Raw genomic sequence first — 24011 nt, 5'->3', positions numbered from 1 at the left:
GCGTCGTCAGGCGACGGCCTCGGTCTGGGGTCGAGGGGCGTGGGTCTCGCTCGCCTGCTGGGTGTGCTGCGCGTGCTCCATCGCCGCCAGGGTGACGACGGCCAGGGCGGCTGTGATGACCGGGACGGAGTCCATCAGCGGGACGGGCTGGGTCGTCGGCTGCATCGTCGGTTCGGCTGCGACCGCGAGCGGCACGCCGGACGTCGAGGCGACGGCGCGAGCGGTTCGGCGGGGCCGGCGGGCCATGCGGACGAGGACGATCGCGGCGATGATCGCCCAGAGTGCGTTGACGATGGTCGAGGGCAACGCACCGTGACTGGCGACATTGATCGAGATGCACACCGAGCCGACCAGGTTGGCCAGTTGGTAGACGGGCCCGTTGGGCAGCTTGCCCAGCGAGAACAGGGCGTAACCGGCCAGGACGACGACGGCGCCGACCCAGCCCAGGACCTCGAAGACCACGCCTCTTCTCCTCACGATCGCGCAGCGGACGATCGATCATAAGGTGGCCTGGACGGGGTCCGGAACCGGGGGCCGAACCCCAGTCCGAGGGGGTCGCGAGCTACTGGCCGGCGGCGGTGTCCGAGCTCGTGCCGTCGGTGCCCTCGGCCGTGGCGGCGGGGGGCTCGGCGGCCTGGTCGGCCTGGGGCGCAGCGGCGTCCTGGCGGCCGTACACGAGGCCGCCCCCCGCCCGCCGGTCGGGGGTGCCCGCCGCGGCGCCGCCCCCGGAGCTGCCGGTGCTGGCGAAGGCCGTCACGAGGAACAGGCGCGATCCGCCCTGGAGCTTGCCCAGGAAGTCACGGGCCTGGGCGTAGCTGCCCTGGATGCTGACCGTGAGGGGGATGGACGAGAAATTGGCTGCCGTGACGAGCGGGTCGGTGACGAGCTCGGGGGCGGTCGGCAGGGCCGGCGCGGCGGGGGCGGCGGGCGCCCCGGCGGCCGGGGGGGCGGCTGACGCTTCGGGGGGCGCGGTGGCGGCGGCGGCGGCGTCGGACCCGACCGGCTCGTAGGACACCGCATCGGAGGAGGTGAAGCCCGTGATGGTCGTGCCCGACGCGTCGGCCAACTGGTCGAGCTCGGTCAGGAAGGACGACAGGGCTGCCTGGGACGGCACCGACGTCGTCAGCGTCCCCAGGTCGGACTTGAGCGTCGGCAGTTCGGCGTTGTCCTCCTCCAGTTGGGTGAGGCTCTCCCGGAGTGCCGCGTTCTGGGCCTCGACGTTCGCCTGCTGTTCTCCCGCCGCCGTGGTCGCCGAGAGTTGCGGCTGCACGCCGACGAGGAATCCGAGGACGCTCACGACGACGCCGGTCAGCGCCGCCGCGATCAGGAACATGCGGTTGCGATCCACGATCACTCACCGGCCTTCGGGTCGAAGCGGCCGGAGAAGGCGTCCGCCGTGATGTGCATGGTGATGTCGGCGCGGTACTGACCGTCTTCGAGGGTGACCGAGCCGGGTTGGGCGTCGGCGAAACCCGGCAGCGTGGCCAGGCCGTTCAGCCAGTCGGGGACGGACGGCAGGGTCGGGCTCGTCGCCTGGAAGGTGAGCGTCGCGACCCGGGCCCCCTGCAGGGGCGCGGTCGACTGGGCGTACATCGCCAGGGGCGAGGCCTGGTCGAGCGAGACGCTGATGATCGTGACGCCCACGGGGAGCGTGCCCTGGACCTTCTCGAGGTAGGCGGGCCAGTCGATGTCGGTCGACCCACCGACCTTCTGCGCGCCGATCGCGAGGTCGACCTTCGCCTGGGTGGCCTTCAGGTCCGAGTACTTCGTCTGCGACATGAGCAGCGACTGCGTCTCGGCCTGAGCCATCACCAGGGCGTCCTCGGCCTGAACGCGCTGCAGGAAGGCCGCGCCCGAGCCGATGGCGGCCCGGACGCCGACGACCAGCACCCCCGCCCAGGCCCGACGGGTCAGGGCTGCGGTGCGACGCTCGGCGCGGACCTCGGGAGGCAGCAGGTCGACGCGGGGCGCGCCTCCTACGGTGATGCCGGTGTCTTTTCCGCGGGTTCTCATGCTGCGCTCCCCAGGGCCAGGCCGAGGGCCACGGTCAGGTCGGTCGAGCGGGACCGCAGAGCGGTCTCGTCGAGGTTCTTCGCGAAGCCCACGGTCGCGAAGGGGTCGGCGAGGGCGACCGGCAGGCGGGTGACCTCGCTGAGCGCCTCGGGCAGGCCCGGCAGGGCCGCTCCCCCGCCGGCGATCATGATGCCCGCGACCGTCTCGGTCGGGCGGGTGTTCACGTAGTACTGGATGGTGTTGCGCAGCGAGCCGAGCAGCTCGTTGACCGACTCGAAGATGGCGGCCGAGGCGGCCTGCTCGTCGGGCGTCGTCACGGTGGTCGCGAGCCCCCGGCTGAACTTGATGCCCTCGGCCACCTGGGCCGAGACCTCGAGCTTCGTCGCGACCGCCTGGGTCACGTCGTCGCCGCCCGAGGGGATGATGCGGACGAACTGCGGGACGCCGTCGGCGATCATGATCACCGACGTCGTGCTGTGACCGATCTCGACGAGGGCGACCGTGCCCGCGATGCGCGGGCGGGTGACCAGGAGGCGCGTGTTCGAGAACGGGATCAGGTCGACCCCCAGCGTGGTCAGGCCGGCGAGCTTGCTGGCCTGCACGTTGCCGAGCACGGCGTCCTTGACCGCGGCGATCAGGAGCCCGTGGACGACGGGACCGTTCTCGCCGAGCCCTTCGGCGTAGGGGTAGAAGTCGAGCAGCGCGTCCGCCACCGGGACGGGCAGCATGTCCTGCACCTGGAACGGCAGCATCTCGCGGATGCGCTGACGCGAGGCCTTCGGCACCGTCATGTCGCGGGCCAACACCCGCTGGTTGCCCATGCCCAGCACGACGCGCTTGCTCTTGAAGCCGCCGGCCGACCACAGCTGCTTGAGCGTGCCGGCCATGGTCTGCGACTCGATGACCTCGCCCCGGCTCGCGGCGCCCTCGGGCAGGGCGACCTCGCTGAAGCGGACGATCGTCGGCTTGGACTTGTCGGCGTCGGCGACCTCGACCGCGCGCACGAAGCGGCTGCCGATGTCGATGCCCACGATGTTCTTGCCCATCAGTTCTGCTCTCTGTCAGCTCGCCCGGTCATGCCAGGCCGAGGAGGGTGAGGTACGCCGTGGCGACGGTGCCGCCGGCGAAGACGCCGACCCAGGCGCCCGCGAGCATCCAGGGTCCGAAGGGGATGCCGCCCGTGCGCTGGACGCGACGGGTGACCAGGAGGACGACGGCGAAGAGGCCGCCGAGCAGGAAGGCCGCGAAGGCGCCCACGGCGAACTCGCCCCAGCCGAGCCAGGCGAGGTAGAGGCCGAGCACGCCGGCCAGCTTGACGTCGCCGAGACCCATGCCGCCCGGGTACGACAGGGCGGCGATCAGGTAGAAGGCGCAGAGGGCCGCGGCGCCGAGGGCCGCCCGGACCAGTGCCGACCAGTCCCCCACGAGCAAGCTCGCGACGCCCAACAGCACCCCGCCGACGGCGTACGACGGCAGGACGATGCGGTCGGGCAGACGGTGGTGCTCGAGGTCGATCACCGCGAGCGCGACGCTCACCCCGGCCAGCCAGAGGAAGGCGCCGAGCGAGAGGAGGCGCGACACGAGCGGCAGCGCCTCGGTCGGCACGTGGGCGAGCGGCCAGAGGCGGGCGGCGACGAGGACGAAGAAGAGGCCGGTGGCGAGTTCGACGATCGGGTAGCGGGCCGAGATGGACGTGCGGCAGTCGCGGCACTTCCCGCCGAGCGCGAGCCAGCTGAGCACGGGCACGTTGTCGCGGCGCCGGATTGGCGTGGAGCAGCTCGGGCACGAGCTCGCCGGGCGCGCCACGGAGAGCCCTGCGGGCACCCGGTACACGACCACGTTGAGGAACGAACCGATGAGCAGGCCGAAGCATCCCGCGACCAGGACGGCGATGATCCAGGGCGCGGCGATCACGAGGCTGCCCCCGTCGAGGTGAAGGCCGGCTTGACCTCGGTCTGCGTGGTGACGCCGTACGAGGTCGTGACCGGGCTGAGGAACTTCGGCGGGGCGAGGTAGCGCAGCCGGGTGTCGTACGCGTACGCCTTGATGTAGCCGTTCGAGCCGTTGCGGACGACGCCGCGGTAGGCCTGGGTGATCGAGCCCTTGACGGTGAGCGTGCCGCGGTCCCCGCCGCTGGCGTAGTTCTGGACGAGGAACGAGTGCTGAACCGAGATGATGGCCGCGTCGACCTCGCGGTCGGTGTCCCCCAGCAGCGACTTGCCCTTGCCGTCGACCGGGTTCCAGACCCAGGCCACGCCGTCGCTGGCGAGGCCGAGGATGTTCGTGCTGGCGTTGGTCGCCGAGTAGACCAGGTCGCCCGTGACGTAGAGGTAGTTCTTGGCGGCGATGGTCAGCTGGCCCTGGAACGTCCCCTTGACGAACACGTCGCCGCTGCGCGCGCCGTAGGCGCAGGCCCCCTTGCCGGGACCGCCCGCGGTGGCCGAGGTCGGGACCGACTCCTTGGAGATCGGATAGCCGACGTGGTTGTCGTCGCACGACGTCTCGGTGAGGTCGGCCTTCGACGCCGCGGCGTTGACGTTCTGGGCGGCACCACCCGTCGAGGGGACCGGGATGTCCTGGACGTAGATGAGATTGTTGGCCGGGACCGAGATGGTCGCCCCGGCCGGCGAGCCGAGTTGGCCCGGCGCCGTCCCGGGGAGACCGCAGTCCGCGTCGGCGGTGCCCTTGGTCGCGGCGTCGTTCGAGATGCGGGTCATCTTGCTGTTGGGCGACTTGACCGTCATCTTGCCGTCGGCCGAGAACACGATGTCGGTCGGACCGGTGTAGAGGCAGCCGGGGCGCGGGACCTCGGTCGGCAGGTCGGTGCGGGTCTCGCGGATCTTGTCGCTGTTGGTGTCGGGCATCGTGACGCTCGCCACCTGGTCGGGCCCTGCCCCCCGGGCACGCTCCTTGTCGAACACCTGACCGCTGCAGGCCGTGCCGTTCGAGTCGACCTTCGCGTACGACTTGCCCGGGGTCGGGTTCGCGGTGCTGACGGATTCCTTGAACGTGGCCGAGCACACGCGCATGGTGTCGTTGGAGTGCGCGGGGCCATAGATCGTGTCGCCGCCGCTGAAGGAGATCTCGCCGCACTTGTCGGCCTGCGTGCGGGATTCCCAGGCCTTCTTCGTGCAATTCTTGTTCGTGCTGCCGGTGAGCAGAGGGTCCTGCGACTCGATGTCGGTGAAGTAGAGGTAGTCGATGAACCCCTTCTGGCGCAGGTCGGCGATGACGCTGCGCGTGGCGCTGCCGACCTTGCCCGTGGCGCGGACGCGCAGGGCCCCCGAAGCCACGTAGGCGGAGTTGTCGACCTCGTAGCGGAACTGCGCGCGGTCGCCGCTGCCGGGGACGCTCGCCCACGTGCCCGACACGCCGAAACCGAACGCCTTGTTGGCCTGCTGCCCGGCCGGGAGGGTGAGCTTGCTGCCGGTGGCCTTGCTGAACGGCGCGTTCGCGTCGCCGTACTGCTGGTAGCTGTTGTCGTTCGCCAGCCGGGCCTGGTACTCCTCGACGCCGGCATAGGCGGCTGCGAGCGCGCCCACCCAGTCCTGGTCGGCCGCGGACTTCTTGAGGCCGCTCGTCGCCACGGTCAGAGCTGTCGCCGCCATGATCACGAGGACCATGCCGAAGATGAGGACGATGGCCATCGCCATGCCGCCCTCGCGGTCGGAGTGGTCGAGTCGGTCGAGCCCCAGGCGTCGTCGTAGGGAGGTCATGTGGTGGCTCCTCCGACGAGGTTGGACAGCGAGACGGTGGTCTGGAGCGTGACGGCCTGGCTCGACGCCGTGGCGGTCCGGTCGATCGTCACGCTCACCTGGACGGCGGCGATCGCCGGCAGCTGCGTCGCGGAGAGCGCGCCGCCGGAGTCGGGCGTCAGGACGGCGCCCGTGAAGTCGTAGTACGTGAAGAGAGGCGCGTCGCTGCTCGCGGGGGCCACCACGGAGCCTCCGAGCGTGCGCTTCGTCGGGGTCGAGACGAACTGCCAGAAGTCCGTCTTGAGCGGGGTGCCGACCACCGTCATCTCGACCAGGCTGCGGTCCGCGGCCACGCCGAAGGTGACCTTGCGCGGCACGGTCGTCAGCGAGTCCGCTCCGTTGACGGCCGTGGTCAGCGTCAGGCTTTCGGTCGTGGCCAGGCTGAACGAGGTCGCCTCGGTGCCACCGGGCGTGGGGATGGTGCGGGCGGCCCGCACCACGCGGCTGACCTCGTTCATGACGTTCGACGCGACGCGGGTGTTGGCGTCGACGCCGCGGGCCTGGGCCGTCGCCTTGGTCAACGAGATGAACGTCGTGGTGACGACGGCCACGATGATGCCGAAGACCATCATCGCGACGAGCAGCTCGGCCAGGCTGAGGCCGGCGTCGCGCCGTACGTCGCCGACCGCGAGCGTCCGCAGGCGGCTCACGAGGTCGGCCTGGGGTCGAGGGTGACGACGTTCGCGGTGGTGCCGGAGCCGCCGAAGATGCCGCCGATGATGCTGCCGATGAGGCCGCTGATGGTGAGGGGGTTGAGCGACGACGGCGACCTGCCCGACGAGACGGCCCACGTGCCGTACGGCAGTGCGATGGTGACCTCGTTCTTCGACGTCTTATTCTTGACGTCGAAGGTGTAGGTCTGCGTGGACGCGCAGCCGGGGTCGCCGTTCAACGCCGTCGTCGAGCGCGCCTGGATGATCGTGTCGCTACCCGAGTTCAGTTTGACCGTCGTGACGCCCATCGGCAGGCCGTACGCCGCGGCCCCCGCCGACGCGGCCACGAACGGCTGTCGGACGGCCGTCCTGCCGGCGGCGTTGGCGGGCCAGGCCCCCGGGTCGGGCGACAGGCAGCTGCCCCCGTCGCTGCCCACGGGGCGGTAGGTGCCAGCGATCATCTGGTACCCCGTGGTCTTGGGGAAGAGGTAGACGTCGCTGACGGCACCGGTGACCACGTAAGGCTCCGGTCCGCCCAGGACGGTGGTCTTGAGGTCGTTCGGCAGGACGACCGCGCCTCCGCTGTAGGTCGAGGCGTAGGTCATGGCGAAGTCGTCGCCGAGGTCGTAGGTGAACGAGACGCCCGCGGAGTCGCCCTTGGCGACGACGATGCCCGTCTTGACCGGCGCGGAGGCCTGGTAGGCATCCCGCCAGGGGGCGGCGTCGGCTCGGGACACGGTGACCTTGTAGCTGCCGGGGAGCACCTTGACGGCCACCGAGCAGCCGTCGGCGTTCGTGGGTGCGGGCTTGGACGCCGAGGTCAGCGCCTTGCCGGGGGCGGCCGACTTGTCGTCGGGCTCGACGGTCACGACGATGCCCGGGACGCCGGCACCGGTGGTGTCCTTCACGCCGATGAGGATCGTGCCCGTGTCCTGGTCGTTGAGCCGGTTGTTCGGCGCCAGGATCGTGTCGCTCCGGACGGGCTGCATGCCCTGACGCATGCCGGGCCAGGTGACCGCGACCTGCAGGCGCTTGTAGAAGAGGGCCCCGTTGCCGGAGGCGGCGGCGGGGGTGCAGGACGTGTCGACCCCCGTGGTCGTGATGAAGGCCGCCGTCTGGTCGACCGTGAAGACCGTGCCGTTGACGGTGGTCGTCGTCGAGCCCGACGAGACCGAGATGACGTCGGACACGCCGCGAGCCGTGTCGACGGCTTGGGCGGCGAGGTTGGCCGCGACCTCCCGGTTGCGGTTGTCGCTCGTCATCGCCAGGGTCGTGCCGACCGCGACGATCGAACCGACCGAGACGACCGCGAAGACCAGGAGGGCGACGACCACCTCGACGATCGACAGGCCGGCCTCGCGCGCCTCGGGGTCGAGGAGGCGCAGGCGGGCGGTGGGGCGCCGGCACCCGGGCCAACCTCCCGGGCGGGGCGGGGGGGGGTTCTGGGTTGGCGGGGGGGCGGGGGCCGGGGCCCGCCGACCGGGGGCTGGGGGCGGGGGGGCGGGGTCACCAGGGGGTCTGCCCGCCGCAGGCGCCGGCCTGGGCGCCGGAGTTGGTCGAGATGCGGAACGTGTTTCCGGTGGAGCCCTTGGCACTGACGCAGAAGTTGCTGGCGGTCGAGCTACCGGCGTACGTCGGAACGACGGCCCCCGTGCCCGTGTAGTCGGCACTCTGGGTGTAGCCGTACTTGCCGAGGTTCGCTGCGGTCAGCGCGGGTGCCGTGGTGGACGTGTTGTCGTTCGTGTAGCTCGCGACGATGGCCGTCTTGATGTTCGAGAGGTCGCTCTTCACGGCCGAGTCCTTGGCGTTGTTCTGCACGCCGAGGTACACCGGGATGGCGATCGCGGCGAGGATGCCGATGATGATCACGACGACGAGGAGCTCGATCAGGGTGAAGCCCTTGTCCTTTTCTTCGGCGAGGTTCTGACGGCGGGCGCTGAGCTTGCCCATGAGGGTGAAGTACATGTCGCTGGTCCTGTTCGGTCGGGTGCGGGAGTGGTGTCCGAGTGATCGGGTCGGCGGTCACTGTGCTCCCGCCGAGATCGATGGTGCCAGCTGGGAAAGTGCCCGAGAATCCCTTGGAAGGGGGGTTTTGGGCTGCGACACGGCCCCAGTTCGGGTATCCCCCGAAAGGCCGAAAAGCGCTGGTCAGCACCCGTTTGCGGGGTAGACCGCCCGGTCGCGAGACGCCCGGCACGAGAAGGAGGCGCGAGCCGGCCTCGTGAGCCGGCCCGCGCCTCCTGCGGGGGTGCCTGGTGCGTTACTTGATCAGCGACGTGATCTGGAAGATGGGCAGGTAGAGCGCCACGATCATTCCGCCGACGACGACGCCCAGGAAGGCGATCAAGAGGGGCTCGATCAGGGCCGTGAGCGACTCGGTCGTCGACTTGACCTCTTGGTCGTAGAAGTCCGCGACCTTCTCGAGCATCGTCTGCAGCGAGCCCGAGTCCTCACCGACCGAGATCATCTGCGTGACCATCGACGGGAAGACCCCCGACTCGGTCAGCGGTCCGGCGATGGACTCGCCCTGCCGCACCGACTCGGCCACCTTGACCAGCGCCTCCTCGAGGACGTAGTTGCCCGACACCTCGCCCACGATGCGCAGTGCCGTGAGGATGGGCACGCCGGCCCCGATCATGTTCGAGAAGTTGCGGCTGAACCGAGCGATCGCGATCTTGCGGAACAGCGCGCCGAAGACGGGCAGCCTCAGCTTCAGCGGGTCGAGGAACGCCCGCACCTTGACCGAGTTCTTGTTCGTCCGCCACCAGATCGAGAACGCGATGCCGACGACGATGCCGGCCGGCACCACGTACGGCATCGCCCGCGAGGCGTAGACGAGCATCATCGTCGGCAACGGCAGCTGCCCGCCGAGGTTCGTGAACATGTCCTGGAAGATCGGCACGATGAACAGCAGCATGATGACGACCGCGACGAGCGACATGACGAGCACGACGACCGGGTAGGTCATGGCCGACTTGATCGTCGACCGCAGCGCCACCTCTTTCTCGAAGTTCTCCGCCGTCGACTCGAGCGCCTTGTCGAGGAACCCGCCGGTCTCGCCCGCCTTGATCATGTTGATCATCAGCGGCGGGAAGTCCTTGTCGTGCTTGCCGACCGCGTCCGAGAACGAGACACCGGTCTCGACGTCGTCGCGCACCTCGGCCATGATCTTGGCCAGCCGCTTGTTCTCGACCTGGTCGGCGAGGATCGTCAGGGTGCGCAGCAGCGACAGCCCCGAGCCGATCATGGTCGCCATCTGGCGCGACATGACCGCGATGTCCTTCATCTTGACCGCACGGTCGCCGAGCCCGGGGATCGACACCTCGCGCTGCAGACCCGTGCCGGCGCCCGCCTCGCTGATCGAGATCGGCTGCACGCCCATCGTGCGGAGGCGGGTGATGACCGCGCCCTCGCTCGACGCGTCGACCTTTCCCTTGACGACCTTGCCGGCCCCGTCACGCCCCTTGTAGGCGTAGGCGACTGCCCCGGCCATCAGGCGGCCCCGCCCGAGAACGAGTCGCCGAAGTCGATGCCGCTGTCGAGGCCCTGGCTCTCGGACTTGTTGATCACACGCGTCACGAGACGGTCGAACCCTTCACGATCGTGCACCTTTTCCATGGCGGCCTTGTGCGTCACGACGCCGGTGTTCACCAGGTCGGCGAGCTTCTGGTCCATCGTGTGCATGCCGAGGTCGCGGCCGGCCTGCATCGACGAGGCGATCTGGTAGGTCTTGCCCTCGCGGACGAGGTTGCCGATGGCGGGGGTCATCATCATGATCTCGGTCGCCACGACCCGGCCCCGACCGCTGGCCTTGGGCAGCAGCGTCTGGCAGACGACGCCCTGCAGCGTCGAGGCGAGCTGCGTGCGCACCTGGTCCTGCTGGTACGGCGGGAACACGTCGATGACGCGGTCGATCGTCTGCGCCGCGCTCTGCGTGTGCAGGGTCGCGAACACCAGGTGGCCGGTCTCGGCGGCGGTCAGCGCGACCGAGATGGTCTCGAGGTCGCGGAGCTCGCCGATCAGGATGACGTCGGGGTCCTGCCGCAGCACGTGCTTGAGCGCCGCCGCGAAGCTGTGCGTGTCGTGCCCGACCTCGCGCTGGTTCACGAGCGACTTCTTGTGCTGGTGCATGAACTCGATCGGGTCCTCGACCGTCACGATGTGGTCGGCGCGCGTGCGGTTGACGAGGTCGATCAGTGCCGCGAGAGTTGTCGACTTGCCCGAACCCGTGGGGCCCGTGACGAGCACGAGACCGCGCGGCAGCTTGGCGAAGGTCGACACCGACTCGGGCACGCCCAGGTCGCCGAGCTGCTTGATCTCGGTGGGGATCAACCGGAACGCCGCCCCCAACGAACCGCGCTGCTGGTAGAAGTTCACGCGGAAACGCGCCTCGTCCGAGAGCGAGTAGGCGAAGTCGAGCTCGAGCTCGTCGTCGAACCGCTGCTGCTGCTCGGGCGTGAGCAGGCTCTCCAGCGCCGTGCGGACGATGGCCGCATCCCAGACGGTCCCGCCGGCGAGGGCCGGTCGCAGGGCGCCGTCGACGCGGATCGTCGGCATCGCGTCGGTGGTGACGTGCAGGTCGGACGCGTTCTGCAGCACGACCTGGATCAACGCCGAGACGAGCCCGGCGTGCGCGTGGTCGCGCGGGTGGCGGTGCAGCTCGATGCCGTGGAAGTCGGCCGCGTCCTCCGGGGTGGTGGGGGCGGCGGGCGGCGCGTCGGCCGCGACGTGCTGCGGGGCCGGGGCGTCCCAGGGGGCGACTGCGGACGGGGACGCCGGGGTGCCGGCGGCGGTCGGGAAGACGACGCCCTCGGCGGCGAACGGCGAGGCCGACGAGCTCGTCGCCGTCGTGCCGGCCGTCGCCGGGATCGCGACGGTGGGGGCGGTGGCGGTGAGGTCCGTCGCGGAGTCGGCCCGCGCCTCCTGCGTGGGGTCGGCCTGAGCCCGGGAGGCGCGGATCGGCTCCTCGAAGCGTGGGTCGACCCAGCCGGGCCGCGGCGTCGTGGGCAGCACGTGGCCGGCGGGCGGCGGGCTGAGCGGTGCCGGGGCGGGCACCGCAGGAGTCTCGGAGGACGGCGCGGCGACCGACGACGGTGCGGACAGGGACGACGGGGCCGCGGCCGACCGGGGCAGGACCGGCGAGGGACCGGTGTCGGGGACGAGCAGGGCCTCCTGGTCGGCGAGCGCGGCCTTGTCGACCAGGGCCTCGGCGAGTCGAGCGGCGCGGCGGCTCGAGGGGGCGCGCGTGGGCGTCCAGCCCATGACCGGGTCCTGACCACCGTCGAGGCTGTAGACGGGAGCCGAGGCGGTACCGCCGGCGGACGCGGGGGCGGGCGGGAACGACGACGCGTCGGCCGGAGCCGTCGACGACGTGGTCGCGGAGGCGGCCGCGGACCGGACCTCGTTGCCCGGACGCCCCGGCGTCCACCCCGCGAGGGCGGCGGCCTCGGCAGCCGAGTCGTCGGGGAGGTCGTAGATCGAAGCGCTCATGAGAGGGCCTCCTCGTTCTCGGTCCGGGCTCGGCCGGAGACGGGCGTCACGCGACGACCCGCAGGATCTCTTCGACGCTGGTGAGGCCGAGCTTGGCCTTCTCCCAACCGTCCTGACGCAGGCTCAACATGCCCTGCTCGCGGGCGACGCGGCCGATCTCGGCGCTGGACGCGCGGGCGACGGCGAGGCGTTCGATCTCTTCCGAGACGCTCATCACCTCGTGCAGCGCGATGCGACCGCGGTAGCCCGTGTTCGAGCACTGCTGGCAGCCGACCGGCTGGTACACCGTGGGGTTCTCGTCCGGACCGACGCGGAACTTCAGGTGTGCCAGCTGCAGCGGCGAGTACGCCGTGGGCGTCTTGCACCGGTCGCAGAGACGACGCGCGAGGCGCTGGGCGACGACGCAGTCGATGGCCGACCCCACGAGGAAGGGCTCGATACCCATCTCGGTGAGACGGGTGATCGCGCTCGGGGCGTCGTTCGTGTGCAACGTGCTCAACACGAGGTGGCCGGTGAGCGACGCCTCGATCGCGATCTGCGCCGTCTCGTGGTCGCGGATCTCGCCGAGCAGGACGACGTCGGGGTCGGACCGCAGGATGCTGCGGAGCGCACTCGCGAAGGTCAGGCCCGCCTTGGGGTTGACCTGCACCTGGTTGATGCCCTTCATGCGGTACTCGACCGGGTCCTCGACCGTGATGACGTTGATCTCGGGACGGGCGACGGCGTTGAGCGTCGTGTACAGCGTCGTCGACTTGCCCGAACCCGTGGGGCCGGTGACGAGGATCATGCCGTAGGGCTTCGAGTACGACTCGGCGTAGACGTCGAAGTTGCGCTCGAGCAGGTTGAGGTCGCGCAGGCTCATCGAGGTGTTCGAGTTGTCGAGGATGCGCATGACGACCTTCTCGCCCCACACGGTCGGCAGCGTCGCCACCCGCAGGTCGATCTGGCGCCCGCCGTGGCGCACCGACATGCGGCCGTCCTGCGGCTTGCGACGCTCGGCGATGTCGATCTCGCTCATGATCTTGAGGCGCGAGATGACGCCGTTCTGGATCGCCTTCGGTGCCGGTTGCATCTCGTGCAGCACACCGTCGATGCGGTACCGGATGCGCACGTCGGTCTCGGACGGCTCGATGTGGATGTCGGAGGCGTGGTCGGTGATCGCCTGGCTCACGAGCAGGTTGACGAACCGGACGATCGGCACGTCGTCGTCGGGGCCGTCGGTGATGTCGGCCGCCGTCTCGTGCGCCCTCTCCTCTTCGAGGGTCGACGTCAGGTCGTTCAGCTCGTCGTCGGCGCGGAGGTAGCGGTCGATGGCGGCGCGCAGGTCGTTCTTCTCGGCGACGACGGGGTCGACGCCCATGCGGAGGCCGGCACGGACGTCGTCGATGGCGAAGACGTCGCCCGGGTCCTCCATGGCGAGGATCAACGAACCGTCGCGCACCCCGATCGGCAGGACCTTGTGCCGTCGGCACACGGCCGCGGGCACCATCGTCACGGCCGATCGGTCGACGGGGTAGTCGATCAGCTCGACGAAGTCGAGGTCGGCGGCGGGGGCCCGGGCCCTCGCCACCTGCATCTCGGTGACGACGCCTCGGGAGAGGAGGTCGCGGATCGACGCCTCTTCCTCGGCCGGGCCGCGCGGGATCACGTCGAGCTGCTCGATCGGCAACAGCCCGTGCAAGATCAGGATCTCGGTCATGGAAGCCACGCGTACCTCCTCGGAAGTACAGGGCCTCGGGGGTAGGACGACGAGGCCGTTCGACGCTCGGGGTCGGGACCGAGCTTGCCTCACGCTACGGCCGGGGTGCCACCGCCGGCACGTCCCAGAGCGGGTGCCCCTCGAAGGGGTGCGACGATCGAGCCGGGTCGGACTCAGTAGGTGCGGACCACCGTGGCGGAGCGCCTCGCGGAGACGAACCCGGCCCGGTCGTACAGGCCCAGGGCACCCGTCGGGCTCACGGAGTCCACGTCGAGCACGGCCACCTCGAGCCCTTCGGCGACGTGCGCCTCCAACGTCGACGCGAGCAGCGACTGCGCGAGGTGCCGTCCGCGCCAGGAGCGCCGGACGCCGACGTACTCGACGTAGGCGCACCGCCGACCCAGGGCCGCCCAGTCCTCGGGGTCGACGTCGCTCAGCACGAACGCCACGACCTGCTCGGCACCCTCGGGATCGCCGAGCGGACGCGCGACGGCGAGCAGCGAGAGGTCCTGGCGGAACGTGCTGGCACCGACCATCCGAGCCCAGCGGTCCTCGCTCGTCGGCTGGCTGCCCCAGTGGTCGCGGAAGGCGTCGTTGCGGGCCTGACGCGTCGCCTCGACCCACTCGTCGGTCATCGTGACCAGGCGGACGGCCGGGTCGAGCGCGACGCGGTCGATCGGTTCCGCCAGGTCGCGACGCAGCTCGGTCCACCACCGCGACTCCTCGAACCCGGCGTGACGGAACGCCGCCCGCGAGGCGAGGGCGTCCTCCTCGACGTCGGTCACGAGACCGGCGGGCAGCACCTCGTCACAGGTGGCCAGGTGCTGCTCGCCCCGGGCCCGTTGCCAGTCGAGGACACGGCGGCCGAGACCCTCGCCACGTCGGTCGGGGTCGACCCCGCCGGGGACCCCCCCCCGCCCGGGGGTGACCCGGGGCGGGGCGCGGTGGCTGAGCCCCCAGGCGACGAAGCGGCCGTCGGTGTCGACCCCGACGATGCTGTCCCGCTCGAGGTCGATGCCGGGCGACGTGAGGTCGTCACGCACGACCTCGAGCGCATGACCCCGGTCGGGGTGGTCGACGGACCCGATCCGGGCACAGAGGGCGTGCAGCGGCTCGAGGTCGTCGAGGGTGAGCGGGCGCCAGGTGATGCCCGCGACGGGCTCGGGCGGCGCCACGACGTCGGGTGCGGTCACCCGCTCTCGGACGGGACGGTCGGCCGTGCCGACGCTGACCCCCTCGGCGGCCTCGCCTCGGGCGACGACGACCGGGGAGGAGGTGGCCGGTTCTCCTGGGGCGGAGGCCGGCGTGGCGGTCTCGGCGCGGGACGCGGTGGGGGCGGTCTCGGCGGGCTGGTCGTCGGGCATCCGTCCATCCTGCCGGGTCGACTCCCGCCTCGGCGAGCCGAACCCGACCTCACCCCGACCTGAAGACGTGCACTTCCCGACAACTCGTCGCCGACACGCCGCCCATCTCGGCACCAGACGCCCGCGAGGCCCGGACTTGTCGCGAAGTGCACACACGGACGGGGCGGGGACGACGAAGGGCCCCGGTCCGCACGATGTGCGAGCCGGGGCCCTTCGAGGCGAGGCCTTCAGGAGGCGCGGTGCGGGTCAGACCCTCACCGCGCCTCCGTCAGTCGCTCAGTTGTAGGTGCCGGGCGTGAAGTCGTCCGACGAGAACGAGTCGAAGTCCACGAAGCTCAGGTCGGCTTCGTTGAACGACGCATCGTCGGTGAAGACGCGGTTGGGGTACCGCTCGGCCTTCGCCTCTTCCGTCGCCTCGACCGACACGTCGCGGTAACGCGACAGGCCGGTGCCCGCGGGGATGAGCTTTCCGATGATGACGTTCTCCTTCAGACCGACCAGCGGGTCGCTCTTGCCTTCCATGGCCGCCTGCGTCAGGACGCGGGTCGTCTCTTGGAAGGACGCGGCCGACAGCCACGACTCGGTCGCCAGCGAGGCCTTCGTGATGCCCATGACCTCTTGGCGAGCGGACGCGGTCCGCTTGCCCTCGGTCAGTGCCGCACGGTTGATCTCGTTGTACTTCGACCGGTCGACGAGCTCACCGGGCAGCAGGTCGGTGTCGGCGTGGTCGACGACGGTGACCTTGCGGAGCATCTGACGGACGATGACCTCGATGTGCTTGTCGTGGATCGGCACACCCTGCGAGCGGTAGACGTCCTGGACGCCACCCACGAGGTGCTGCTGCACCGCACGGACGCCCTTGACGCGCAGGACCTCTTTCGGGTCCACCGCACCGGCGATGATCTGCTCACCGAGCTCGACGTGCTGACCGTCCTCGACGAGGAGGGTCGAACGCTTGAGCACGGGGTAGATCACTTCTTCGTCGCCGTTGTCCGGCTGCAGGATGACGCGGCGAGCCTTGTCGGTGTCCTCGATGGTGATGCGACCGGCCGAGTCGGCGATCGGGGACGCACCCTTGGGGGTACGTGCCTCGAACAGCTCGGTCACGCGGGGCAGACCCTGCGTGATGTCGTCGGCCGAGGCCGAACCACCGGTGTGGAAGGTACGCATGGTCAGCTGCGTGCCGGGCTCACCGATCGACTGGGCCGCGATGATGCCGACGGCCTCACCGATGTCGACCAGGTTGCCGGTGGCCAGCGAGCGGCCGTAGCACTGGGCGCAGACACCGACGGCGGCCTCACAGGTGAGGACCGAGCGGACCTTGATGGTCTCGACACCGGCCGCCACGAGCTCGTCGATCAGCACGTCTCCGACGTCGGCGCCGGCCTCGGCCAGCACCGTGCCCTCGGCGTCCACCGCGGCTGCCGCGAGCGACCGTGCGAACACGGTGTTCTCGACGGTCGCGTCGCGCACCATGACGCCGTTGGCGTCGGGTGCGGCGATCGGCATCTCGAGGCCACGCGAGGTGCCACAGTCGTCTTCACGGATGATGACGTCCTGCGACACGTCGACGAGACGACGGGTCAGGTACCCCGAGTCGGCCGTACGGAGGGCCGTGTCGGCCAGACCCTTGCGGGCACCGTGCGTCGCGATGAAGTACTCGGCCACCGACAGACCCTCGCGGTACGAGGAGATGATCGGGCGGGGGATGATGTCACCCTTCGGGTTGTTCACCAGGCCTCGCATGCCGGCGATGTTGCGCACCTGCAGCCAGTTACCACGTGCCCCGGACGTCACCATGCGGTTGATGGTGTTGTCGATCGGGAAGTTCGCCCGCATCTCGGCGGCGACCTCGTTCGTGGCCTCCGTCCAGATCTTGATCAGGTCGGCACGACGCTCGGCGTCGGAGATGAGGCCCTTGTCGAACTCGGACTGCACCGCCGCGGCCTGCTTCTCGTAGCCCGCGACGATCTCGGGCTTGCGCGGAGGCGTGAGCACGTCGGACAGCGCGACGGTGACACCCGAACGCGAGGCCCAGTAGAAGCCCGCGTCCTTGATGTTGTCGAGGGCTGCGGCGACGGCGACCTTCGGGTAGCGCTCGGCGAGGTCGTTGACGATCGTCGAGAGCATGCCCTTGTCGGTCACCTGCTGGACGAACGGGTAGTCCGCCGGCAGGTTCTCGTTGAAGAGCGCACGACCGAGGGTCGTCTCGAGCAGGATGTCCTGCCCGACCTCGTAACCCTCGGGAGCTTCACCCTCGGCGAAGTGCACGCCGTTCATGCGGATCTTGACCATCGCGTTGAGGTCGAGCGAACCCTGGTCCTTCGCGAGGATCGCCTCGGCGACCGACGAGAAGGCACGGCCCTCACCCTCGGCACCTTCGGTGACGGTCGTCAGGTAGTGCAGACCGATGATCATGTCCTGTGCGGGCAGGGTCACCGGGCGGCCGTCGGACGGCTTCAGGATGTTGTTCGAGGCGAGCATCAGGATGCGTGCCTCGGCCTGGGCCTCGACGGACAGCGGCAGGTGCACGGCCATCTGGTCACCGTCGAAGTCGGCGTTGAACGCCGCGCAGACGAGCGGGTGCAGCTGGATGGCCTTGCCCTCGACCAGCTGGGGCTCGAACGCCTGGATGCCGAGACGGTGCAGCGTGGGCGCACGGTTCAGCAACACGGGGCGCTCGCGGATGATCTCTTCGAGGACGTCCCAGACCTGCGGGCGCGAACGCTCGACCATGCGCTTGGCCGACTTGATGTTCTGAGCGTGGCTCAGGTCGATCAGGCGCTTGATGACGAACGGCTTGAACAGCTCGAGGGCCATCTGCTTGGGCAGACCGCACTGGTGCAGCTTGAGCGTCGGGCCGACGATGATGACCGAACGACCCGAGTAGTCGACGCGCTTGCCGAGCAGGTTCTGGCGGAAGCGACCCTGCTTTCCCTTGAGCATGTCGCTCAGGGACTTCAGGGCGCGGTTGCCGGTACCGGTGACGGGGCGACCGCGACGACCGTTGTCGAACAGGGCGTCGACGGCCTCTTGCAGCATGCGCTTCTCGTTGTTCACGATGATCTCGGGAGCACCGAGGTCGAGCAGGCGACGGAGGCGGTTGTTGCGGTTGATCACGCGACGGTAGAGGTCGTTCAGGTCGCTGGTCGCGAAGCGGCCACCGTCGAGCTGCACCATCGGGCGCAGCTCGGGCGGGATGACCGGGACGACGTCGAGGACCATGGCGGCCGGCGAGTTGCCGGTGGCCAGGAACGAGCTGACGACGCGCAGGCGCTTGATGGCGCGGATCTTCTTCTGACCCTTGCCTTCGGAGATCTGCAGGTGGAGGTTCTCGGCCTCGGTGGTGAGGTCGAAGGCCTCGAGGCGCTTCTTGATCGCCTCGGCGCCCATGTGGGCCTCGAAGTAGATGCCGAAGCGGTCCTGCAGCTCGTGGAAGACGGCGTCCTCGGGCTTGAGGTCGCCGACCTTGAGGTTGCGGAAGTCCTCCCACACGCGCTCGAGGCGGTTGATGTCCTCGTCGAACGACTTGCGCGTCTGCGACATCTCTTTCTCGGCGGCGTCCTTCGCACGACGCTTCTGGTCGCTCTTCGCGCCTTCTTCCTCGAGGACGGCCAGGTCGTCCTCGAGCTTCTTCAGGCGATCGGCGATGCGCGTGTCGCGCTGCGACTCGAGCTGCTTGATCTCGAGGCGGAGCTCGTTCTCGAGCCCGGGCATGTCGGCGTGACGGCCCTCTTCGTCGATCGAGATGACCATGTAGGCCGCGAAGTAGATGACCTTCTCGAGGTCCTTCGGGGCCATGTCGAGCAGGTAGCCCAAGCGCGAGGGGACGCCCTTGAAGTACCAGATGTGCGTGACGGGGGCGGCGAGCTCGATGTGGCCCATGCGCTCACGACGCACGGACGACTTCGTGACCTCGACGCCGCAGCGCTCGCAGACGATGCCCTTGAAGCGGACGCGCTTGTACTTGCCGCACGCACACTCCCAGTCACGCGAGGGCCCGAAGATCTGTTCTCCGAAGAGACCGTCCTTCTCGGGCTTCAGCGTGCGGTAGTTGATGGTCTCCGGCTTCTTGACCTCACCGTGCGACCAGGCACGGATGTTCTCGGCAGTGGCGAGGCCGATCCGCAGCTCATCGAAAGTTGTTGCTTCGATCAAAATTTAATCCCTTGTCAGATGTATCGACGTGTCGTTGTGGGAAGGGGGCTTAGATCTCGTCGACGTTCGACGATTCGAAGCGGGAGGAGATGTTGATGCCGAGCTCTTCGGCGGCACGGAAGACCTCGTCGTCCGTGTCGCGCAGGCTGACCGTCTGGCCGTCGGCCGAGAGGACCTCGACGTTCAGGCACAGCGACTGCATCTCTTTGATGAGGACCTTGAAGCTCTCGGGGATGCCGGGCTCCTGGATGTTCTCGCCCTTGACGATGGCTTCGTACACCTTCACGCGGCCGAGGATGTCGTCCGACTTGATGGTCAGGAGCTCTTGCAGCGCGTACGCGGCGCCGTAGGCCTCGAGGGCCCAGACCTCCATCTCACCGAAGCGCTGGCCACCGAACTGTGCCTTACCACCCAGCGGCTGCTGCGTGATCATCGAGTACGGACCCGTCGAACGCGCGTGGATCTTGTCGTCGACGAGGTGGTGCAGCTTCAGGATGTACATGTAGCCGACCGAGATCGGGTTCGGGAACGGCTCACCCGAGCGACCGTCGAACAGGCGCGCCTTGCCGGACGAACCGATCAGACGCTCACCGTCGCGGGTCGGCAGGGTCGAGTCGAGCAGACCCTCGATCTCGCGCTCGGCGGCACCGTCGAACACCGGGGTGGCGACCTTCGTACCGGGAGCGGCGCTGAGCGCCTCTTCGGGCAGGTTCTTCGCCCACTCCTGGACGCCCTCGACGTTCCAGCCCTGCGCCGCGATCCACCCGAGGTGGATCTCGAGCACCTGGCCGAAGTTCATGCGGCCGGGCACGCCGAGCGGGTTGAGGATGATGTCGACCGGGGTGCCGTCCGCGAGGAAGGGCATGTCCTCGACGGGAAGGATCGTCGAGATGACGCCCTTGTTGCCGTGACGACCGGCGAGCTTGTCACCCGCGGTGATCTTGCGCTTCTGGGCGATGAACACGACGACGCGCTGGTTGACGCCCGAGCCGAGCTCGTCGTCTCCGTCTTGCGAGTCGAAGACCTTGACGCCGATGACCGTGCCCTGCTCGCCGTGGGGCACCTTCAGGGACGTGTCGCGGACCTCACGGCTCTTCTCGTTGAAGATCGCACGCAGCAGACGCTCTTCGGCGCTGAGCTCGGTCTCGCCCTTGGGCGTGACCTTGCCGACGAGGATGTCGCCGGGGCGCACCTCGGCACCGATGCGGATGATGCCGCGCTCGTCGAGGTCGGCCAGCAGGTCGGGGCTGACGTTGGGGAGATCACGGGTGATCTCTTCCTTGCCGAGCTTCGTGTCGCGGGCATCGACTTCGTACTCTTCGATGTGGATCGACGAGAGCGTGTCGTCCTTGATGAGGTTCTGCGACAGGATCATCGCGTCCTCGTAGTTGTAGCCCTCCCACGGCATGAACGCGACGAGCAGGTTCTTGCCGAGCGCGAGCTCGCCGTTCTCGGTCGCGGGACCATCGGCGATGACCTCGCCGACCTCGACGCGCTGGCCGGCGTCGACGATCACACGGTGGTTGTAGCTGGCGCCCTGGTTCGAGCGGTCGAACTTGCGCAGGAAGTAGTCCTGCGTGCCGCCGTCGTCGAGCTGGACGGTGACGACGTCGGCCGACACCTCGGAGACCACGCCCGCGGCGTCGGCGGTGACGACGTCACCGGCGTCGATCGCGGTGTAGCCCTCCATGCCGGTGCCGACGAGGGGGCTCTCGCTGCGGACGAGCGGGACGGCCTGACGCTGCATGTTGGCACCCATGAGGGCGCGGTTCGCGTCGTCGTGCTCGAGGAACGGGATCAGCGACGTGGCCACCGACACCATCTGGCGCGGCGAGACGTCCATGTAGTCGACCTCGGCCTTGTCGACGAGCTCGACCTCGCCGCCCTTCTTGCGGACGAGCACCTTGTCGTCGACGAAGTCGAACTTGTCGTCGAGGGGGGCGTTCGCCTGGGCGACGACGTAGTCGTCTTCTTCCGACGCGGTGAGGTAGTCGATCGTCGTGGTGACGTTGCCCTTCTCCACGCGACGGTACGGCGTCTCGATGAAGCCGAACGAGTTGATGCGCGCGAAGGACGCGAGCGAACCGATCAGACCGATGTTCGGGCCTTCAGGGGTCTCGATCGGGCACATGCGGCCGTAGTGCGAGGGGTGGACGTCGCGGACCTCGACGCCGGCGCGCTCACGCGACAGACCGCCGGGGCCGAGCGCGCTCAGGCGGCGCTTGTGCGTCAGACCCGAGAGCGGGTTGTTCTGGTCCATGAACTGCGACAGCTGCGAGGTGCCGAAGAACTCCTTGATCGCGGCGACGACGGGGCGCACGTTGATCAGGGTCTGCGGCGTGATCGCCTCGATGTCTTGCGTGGTCATGCGCTCGCGGACGACGCGCTCCATGCGCGACAGACCGGTGCGGACCTGGTTCTGGATCAGTTCGCCCACCGCGCGGATGCGACGGTTGCCGAAGTGGTCGATGTCGTCGACGTCGAGGCGCAGCTGGACGGGCTCGCCGTCGCGCGTGCCGTTCATCGTCTTCTCTTCGGCGTGCAGCGACACGAGGTACTTGATCGTCGCGACGATGTCGTCGACGGTCAGGACCGAGTCGCCCAGGGGCGCGTCGATGCCGAGCTTGCGGTTGATCTTGTAGCGACCCACCTTGGCCAGGTCGTAGCGCTTGTGGTTGAAGTAGAAGTTGTCGAGGAGCGCGCGCGCGGCCTCGGCGGCGACCTGCTCGCCCGGACGGAGCTTGCGGTAGATGTCCTTGAGCGCCTCTTCCTTGGTGAGGATGGCGTCCTTCTCGAGGGTGGCCTCGATCGAGGCGAAGCCCTTGAACTCTTCCATGATCTCTTCGCTCGTCAGGCCGAGGGCCTTGAGGAAGACGGTCACGCTCTGCTTGCGCTTGCGGTCGATGCGGACGCCGACCTGGTCGCGCTTGTCGATCTCGAACTCGAGCCAGGCACCGCGGCTCGGGATGACGCGAGCCGAGTAGATGTCCTTGTCGCTGGTCTTGTCGGAGGCGCGCTCGAAGTAGACGCCCGGGCTGCGGACGAGCTGCGAGACGACGACACGCTCGGTGCCGTTGATGATGAAGGTGCCGCGCTCGGTCATGAGCGGGAAGTCACCCATGAAGACCGTCTGGGTCTTGATCTCACCGGTGAGGTGGTTCATGAACTCGGCGTTCACGTAGAGCGGCGCGGCGTAGGTCTTGCCACGCTCTTTGCACTCGTCGATCGTGTACTTGGGCTCTTCGAGCTCGGGAGCCGTGAACGAGAGCTGCATGGTCTCGCCGAGGTCTTCGATCGGCGAGATCTCTTCGAAGATCTCTTCCAGGCCCGAGTGGAGGGCGAGGTCGGTGCGACCCTGCTCGGTCGCCTCGGCGAGACGGTCCTTCCAGATGTCGTTGCCGACGAGCCAGTCGAAGCTCTCGGTCTGGAGCGCCAGCAGGTCGGGGACCGTCAGCGTGTCGGTGATCTTGGCGAACGAGAGCCGCGATGCGTTGCGACCGTTCTTGGGTGAGTTGGTGGATGCGTTGTTCGCAGCAGCCAAGGAAGTAACCTCCGTGGACCCCGTCGGGTCATCACTGTCGGACAGTATGTGGTGAGTGAGTGAACGGCCCTACCCGGCGGACACCATCCACCCCGCCGTCATATTCGGGGGTGGGTGTCTCGAGACGTTGTCGACCGCAATATGACGACAGGACGCACGGGGAGCGCAAAGGTCCATACTAGGTCGCCCCGGACACGCCTGGCAAGCCCTGTCGTTGACCTTTCGCCCGAGCTTCGGTATAACCCGGGCGCATGCACAGGCATTCCACGGGATCGGGGGCCGCGCGCGCCTCCTCGTCCCCGGGATGGGAGGCTGGAGGCATGGCCGCACAGCACGACGAACCGCCCGTCGAGATCTCGATCGGGGCGGGCCTCGCCCGCGTGGACGAGGACCGGCATCGCCCCGGTTCGTACACGCTCGTCGTCGACGGCACGCCCCAGTCGCACGTCGACCTCGACGACCCGACGCACCTGGCCTTCGAGTACGTCCGGCGCATCGGGCACGCCGTCGACCTGCTGCCCGAGGGGCCGGTCACCGCGCTGCACCTCGGCGCCGGCGCCCTGACCCTGCCTCGCTACGTCGAGGCGACCCGGCCGGGCTCGCGCCAGCAGGTGATCGAGCTCGAGGCCGACCTCGTGGCCCTGGTGCGCGAGACCCTGCCGCTGCCGCGTGGGGCCTCGATCCGGGTGCGCTACGGCGACGCCCGCGAGGTGATGGTGAAGCTGCCCGCCGGGCTGCGCGGCACGGTCGACCTGCTGATCGTGGACGTGTTCGGCGGCTCGCAGATCCCCGCACACGTGACCTCGCTCGAGTTCTACACGGCGGCGGCCGAGTTCCTGTCGCCGACCGGCATGCTGATCGTCAACTCGGCCGACGGTGCGGGGCTGGCCTTCGCCCGGGGCCAGGCGTCGACGCTCGCGACCGTGTTCGAGCACGGGGTCGCGGTCGCCGATCCCGCGACGCTCAAGGGGCGGCGCTTCGGCAACGTCGTGCTGATCGGCTCGCCGTCGCCGCTGCCGACCGACCGCATGCCGCGGCTCTACTCGTCGGACCCGCTGCCGGCCAAGGTCGTCCACGGCCGCGAGCTGCGCGACTTCGTCGCCGGGGCGCCGGTCGTCACCGACGCCACGGCCGTACCGTCGCCCGAGCCGTCGCGGAGCGTGTTCGGGGCGCGCTGATCGGTACCGCGCGCCGGAAGCCACACAACGCCCCCCGCCACGATGTGGACACGACGCCACGCTGAAAGGTGGCGGCGTGTCCACATCGTGGCGGCGTGAGGGTGCGGCGGCATGGCGGCAGAACCGCGACGGCACGCGCGCGGCACGGGCCAGGTGCGGC

At 69.3% G+C, this 24011-nt stretch carries 16 protein-coding genes; 1 reads left to right on the top strand and 15 read right to left on the bottom strand.

Annotated features, from left to right (window positions below; translation table 11 throughout):
- Positions 1–6 precede the first annotated feature (6 nt).
- The 15 genes from AEQ27_RS03425 to rpoB form a co-directional block, all read right to left on the bottom strand.
- Entirely contained in the window at positions 7–462 is a 456-nt protein-coding gene (locus AEQ27_RS03425) for a hypothetical protein (RefSeq protein ID WP_054145415.1), read from the bottom strand.
- A 100-nt stretch (positions 463–562) separates the two neighbouring features.
- The gene (locus AEQ27_RS17995; RefSeq protein ID WP_152970121.1) at positions 563–1348 is read right to left on the bottom strand and encodes a hypothetical protein; all 786 of its coding nucleotides are present in this window, start codon (positions 1346–1348) and stop codon (positions 563–565) included.
- Between the two features lie 2 nt (positions 1349–1350).
- The gene (locus tag AEQ27_RS03415; protein WP_054145413.1) at positions 1351–2013 is read right to left on the bottom strand and encodes a hypothetical protein; all 663 of its coding nucleotides are present in this window, start codon (positions 2011–2013) and stop codon (positions 1351–1353) included.
- Positions 2010–3059 (bottom strand): type IV pilus assembly protein PilM, encoded by a 1050-nt coding sequence (pilM, locus tag AEQ27_RS03410; RefSeq protein ID WP_054145412.1) that lies wholly within the window; start codon positions 3057–3059, stop codon positions 2010–2012. The genes AEQ27_RS03415 and pilM overlap by 4 nt, the downstream gene beginning before the upstream one ends.
- A gap of 28 nt (positions 3060–3087) precedes the next feature.
- Positions 3088–3927: an A24 family peptidase gene (locus AEQ27_RS03405; protein WP_235450961.1), complete on the bottom strand. Its 840-nt coding sequence runs from the start codon at positions 3925–3927 to the stop codon at positions 3088–3090.
- Positions 3924–5729, bottom strand: coding sequence for a hypothetical protein (locus AEQ27_RS03400; protein ID WP_054145411.1), 1806 nt, complete (start codon positions 5727–5729; stop codon positions 3924–3926). The genes AEQ27_RS03405 and AEQ27_RS03400 overlap by 4 nt, the downstream gene beginning before the upstream one ends.
- The gene (locus AEQ27_RS03395) at positions 5726–6418 is read right to left on the bottom strand and encodes a type II secretion system protein J (RefSeq protein ID WP_054145410.1); all 693 of its coding nucleotides are present in this window, start codon (positions 6416–6418) and stop codon (positions 5726–5728) included. The genes AEQ27_RS03400 and AEQ27_RS03395 overlap by 4 nt, the downstream gene beginning before the upstream one ends.
- A complete protein-coding gene (locus AEQ27_RS17660) occupies positions 6415–7755 on the bottom strand; it encodes a carboxypeptidase-like regulatory domain-containing protein (RefSeq protein ID WP_054145409.1) in 1341 nt (446 codons plus the stop codon). The genes AEQ27_RS03395 and AEQ27_RS17660 overlap by 4 nt, the downstream gene beginning before the upstream one ends.
- 172 nt (positions 7756–7927) lie before the next feature.
- Complete coding sequence (locus AEQ27_RS18665) at positions 7928–8386, bottom strand: type IV pilin protein (protein WP_054145408.1); 459 nt, start codon at positions 8384–8386, stop codon at positions 7928–7930.
- 295 nt (positions 8387–8681) lie between these two features.
- Positions 8682–9914 (bottom strand): type II secretion system F family protein, encoded by a 1233-nt coding sequence (locus AEQ27_RS03380; protein ID WP_054145407.1) that lies wholly within the window; start codon positions 9912–9914, stop codon positions 8682–8684.
- Complete coding sequence (locus AEQ27_RS18595; RefSeq protein ID WP_304437568.1) at positions 9914–11911, bottom strand: PilT/PilU family type 4a pilus ATPase; 1998 nt, start codon at positions 11909–11911, stop codon at positions 9914–9916. The genes AEQ27_RS03380 and AEQ27_RS18595 overlap by 1 nt, the downstream gene beginning before the upstream one ends.
- Positions 11912–11957: 46 nt before the next feature.
- Positions 11958–13619 (bottom strand): GspE/PulE family protein, encoded by a 1662-nt coding sequence (locus AEQ27_RS03370; protein WP_054145406.1) that lies wholly within the window; start codon positions 13617–13619, stop codon positions 11958–11960.
- A 164-nt stretch (positions 13620–13783) separates the two neighbouring features.
- Positions 13784–14974, bottom strand: a complete 1191-nt coding sequence (locus AEQ27_RS03365) for a GNAT family N-acetyltransferase (RefSeq protein ID WP_054145405.1) — start codon at positions 14972–14974, stop codon at positions 13784–13786.
- A 276-nt stretch (positions 14975–15250) separates the two neighbouring features.
- Complete coding sequence (locus AEQ27_RS03360; RefSeq protein ID WP_054145404.1) at positions 15251–19132, bottom strand: DNA-directed RNA polymerase subunit beta'; 3882 nt, start codon at positions 19130–19132, stop codon at positions 15251–15253.
- Positions 19133–19181: 49 nt separating this feature from the next.
- On the bottom strand, positions 19182–22673 hold the full coding sequence (gene rpoB / locus AEQ27_RS03355; protein ID WP_054145403.1) for a DNA-directed RNA polymerase subunit beta: 3492 nt from the start codon (positions 22671–22673) through the stop codon (positions 19182–19184).
- A gap of 320 nt (positions 22674–22993) precedes the next feature.
- On the opposite strand from rpoB, the gene AEQ27_RS03350 reads away from it, so the two are divergent.
- On the top strand, positions 22994–23851 hold the full coding sequence (locus tag AEQ27_RS03350) for a spermidine synthase (protein WP_054145402.1): 858 nt from the start codon (positions 22994–22996) through the stop codon (positions 23849–23851).
- Positions 23852–24011: the final 160 nt, after the last annotated feature.

This window comes from Frigoribacterium sp. RIT-PI-h (genome assembly GCF_001297205.1).
Taxonomy (GTDB): Bacteria; Actinomycetota; Actinomycetes; order Actinomycetales; family Microbacteriaceae; genus Frigoribacterium.
This window is presented reverse-complemented; position numbering and strand designations above follow the sequence as displayed.

What these genes read in the sequence shown, in the direction of transcription:
- AEQ27_RS03415 (WP_054145413.1), bottom strand. Translation starts at nt 2,013, where the DNA reads ATGAGAACCCGCGGAAAAGACACCGGCATCACCGTAGGAGGCGCGCCC.
- pilM (WP_054145412.1), bottom strand. Translation starts at nt 3,059, where the DNA reads ATGGGCAAGAACATCGTGGGCATCGACATCGGCAGCCGCTTCGTGCGC.
- AEQ27_RS03400 (WP_054145411.1), bottom strand. Translation starts at nt 5,729, where the DNA reads ATGACCTCCCTACGACGACGCCTGGGGCTCGACCGACTCGACCACTCC.
- AEQ27_RS18665 (WP_054145408.1), bottom strand. Translation starts at nt 8,386, where the DNA reads ATGTACTTCACCCTCATGGGCAAGCTCAGCGCCCGCCGTCAGAACCTC.
- AEQ27_RS03380 (WP_054145407.1), bottom strand. Translation starts at nt 9,914, where the DNA reads ATGGCCGGGGCAGTCGCCTACGCCTACAAGGGGCGTGACGGGGCCGGC.
- AEQ27_RS18595 (WP_304437568.1), bottom strand. Translation starts at nt 11,911, where the DNA reads ATGAGCGCTTCGATCTACGACCTCCCCGACGACTCGGCTGCCGAGGCC.
- AEQ27_RS03365 (WP_054145405.1), bottom strand. Translation starts at nt 14,974, where the DNA reads ATGCCCGACGACCAGCCCGCCGAGACCGCCCCCACCGCGTCCCGCGCC.
- AEQ27_RS03350 (WP_054145402.1), top strand. Translation starts at nt 22,994, where the DNA reads ATGGCCGCACAGCACGACGAACCGCCCGTCGAGATCTCGATCGGGGCG.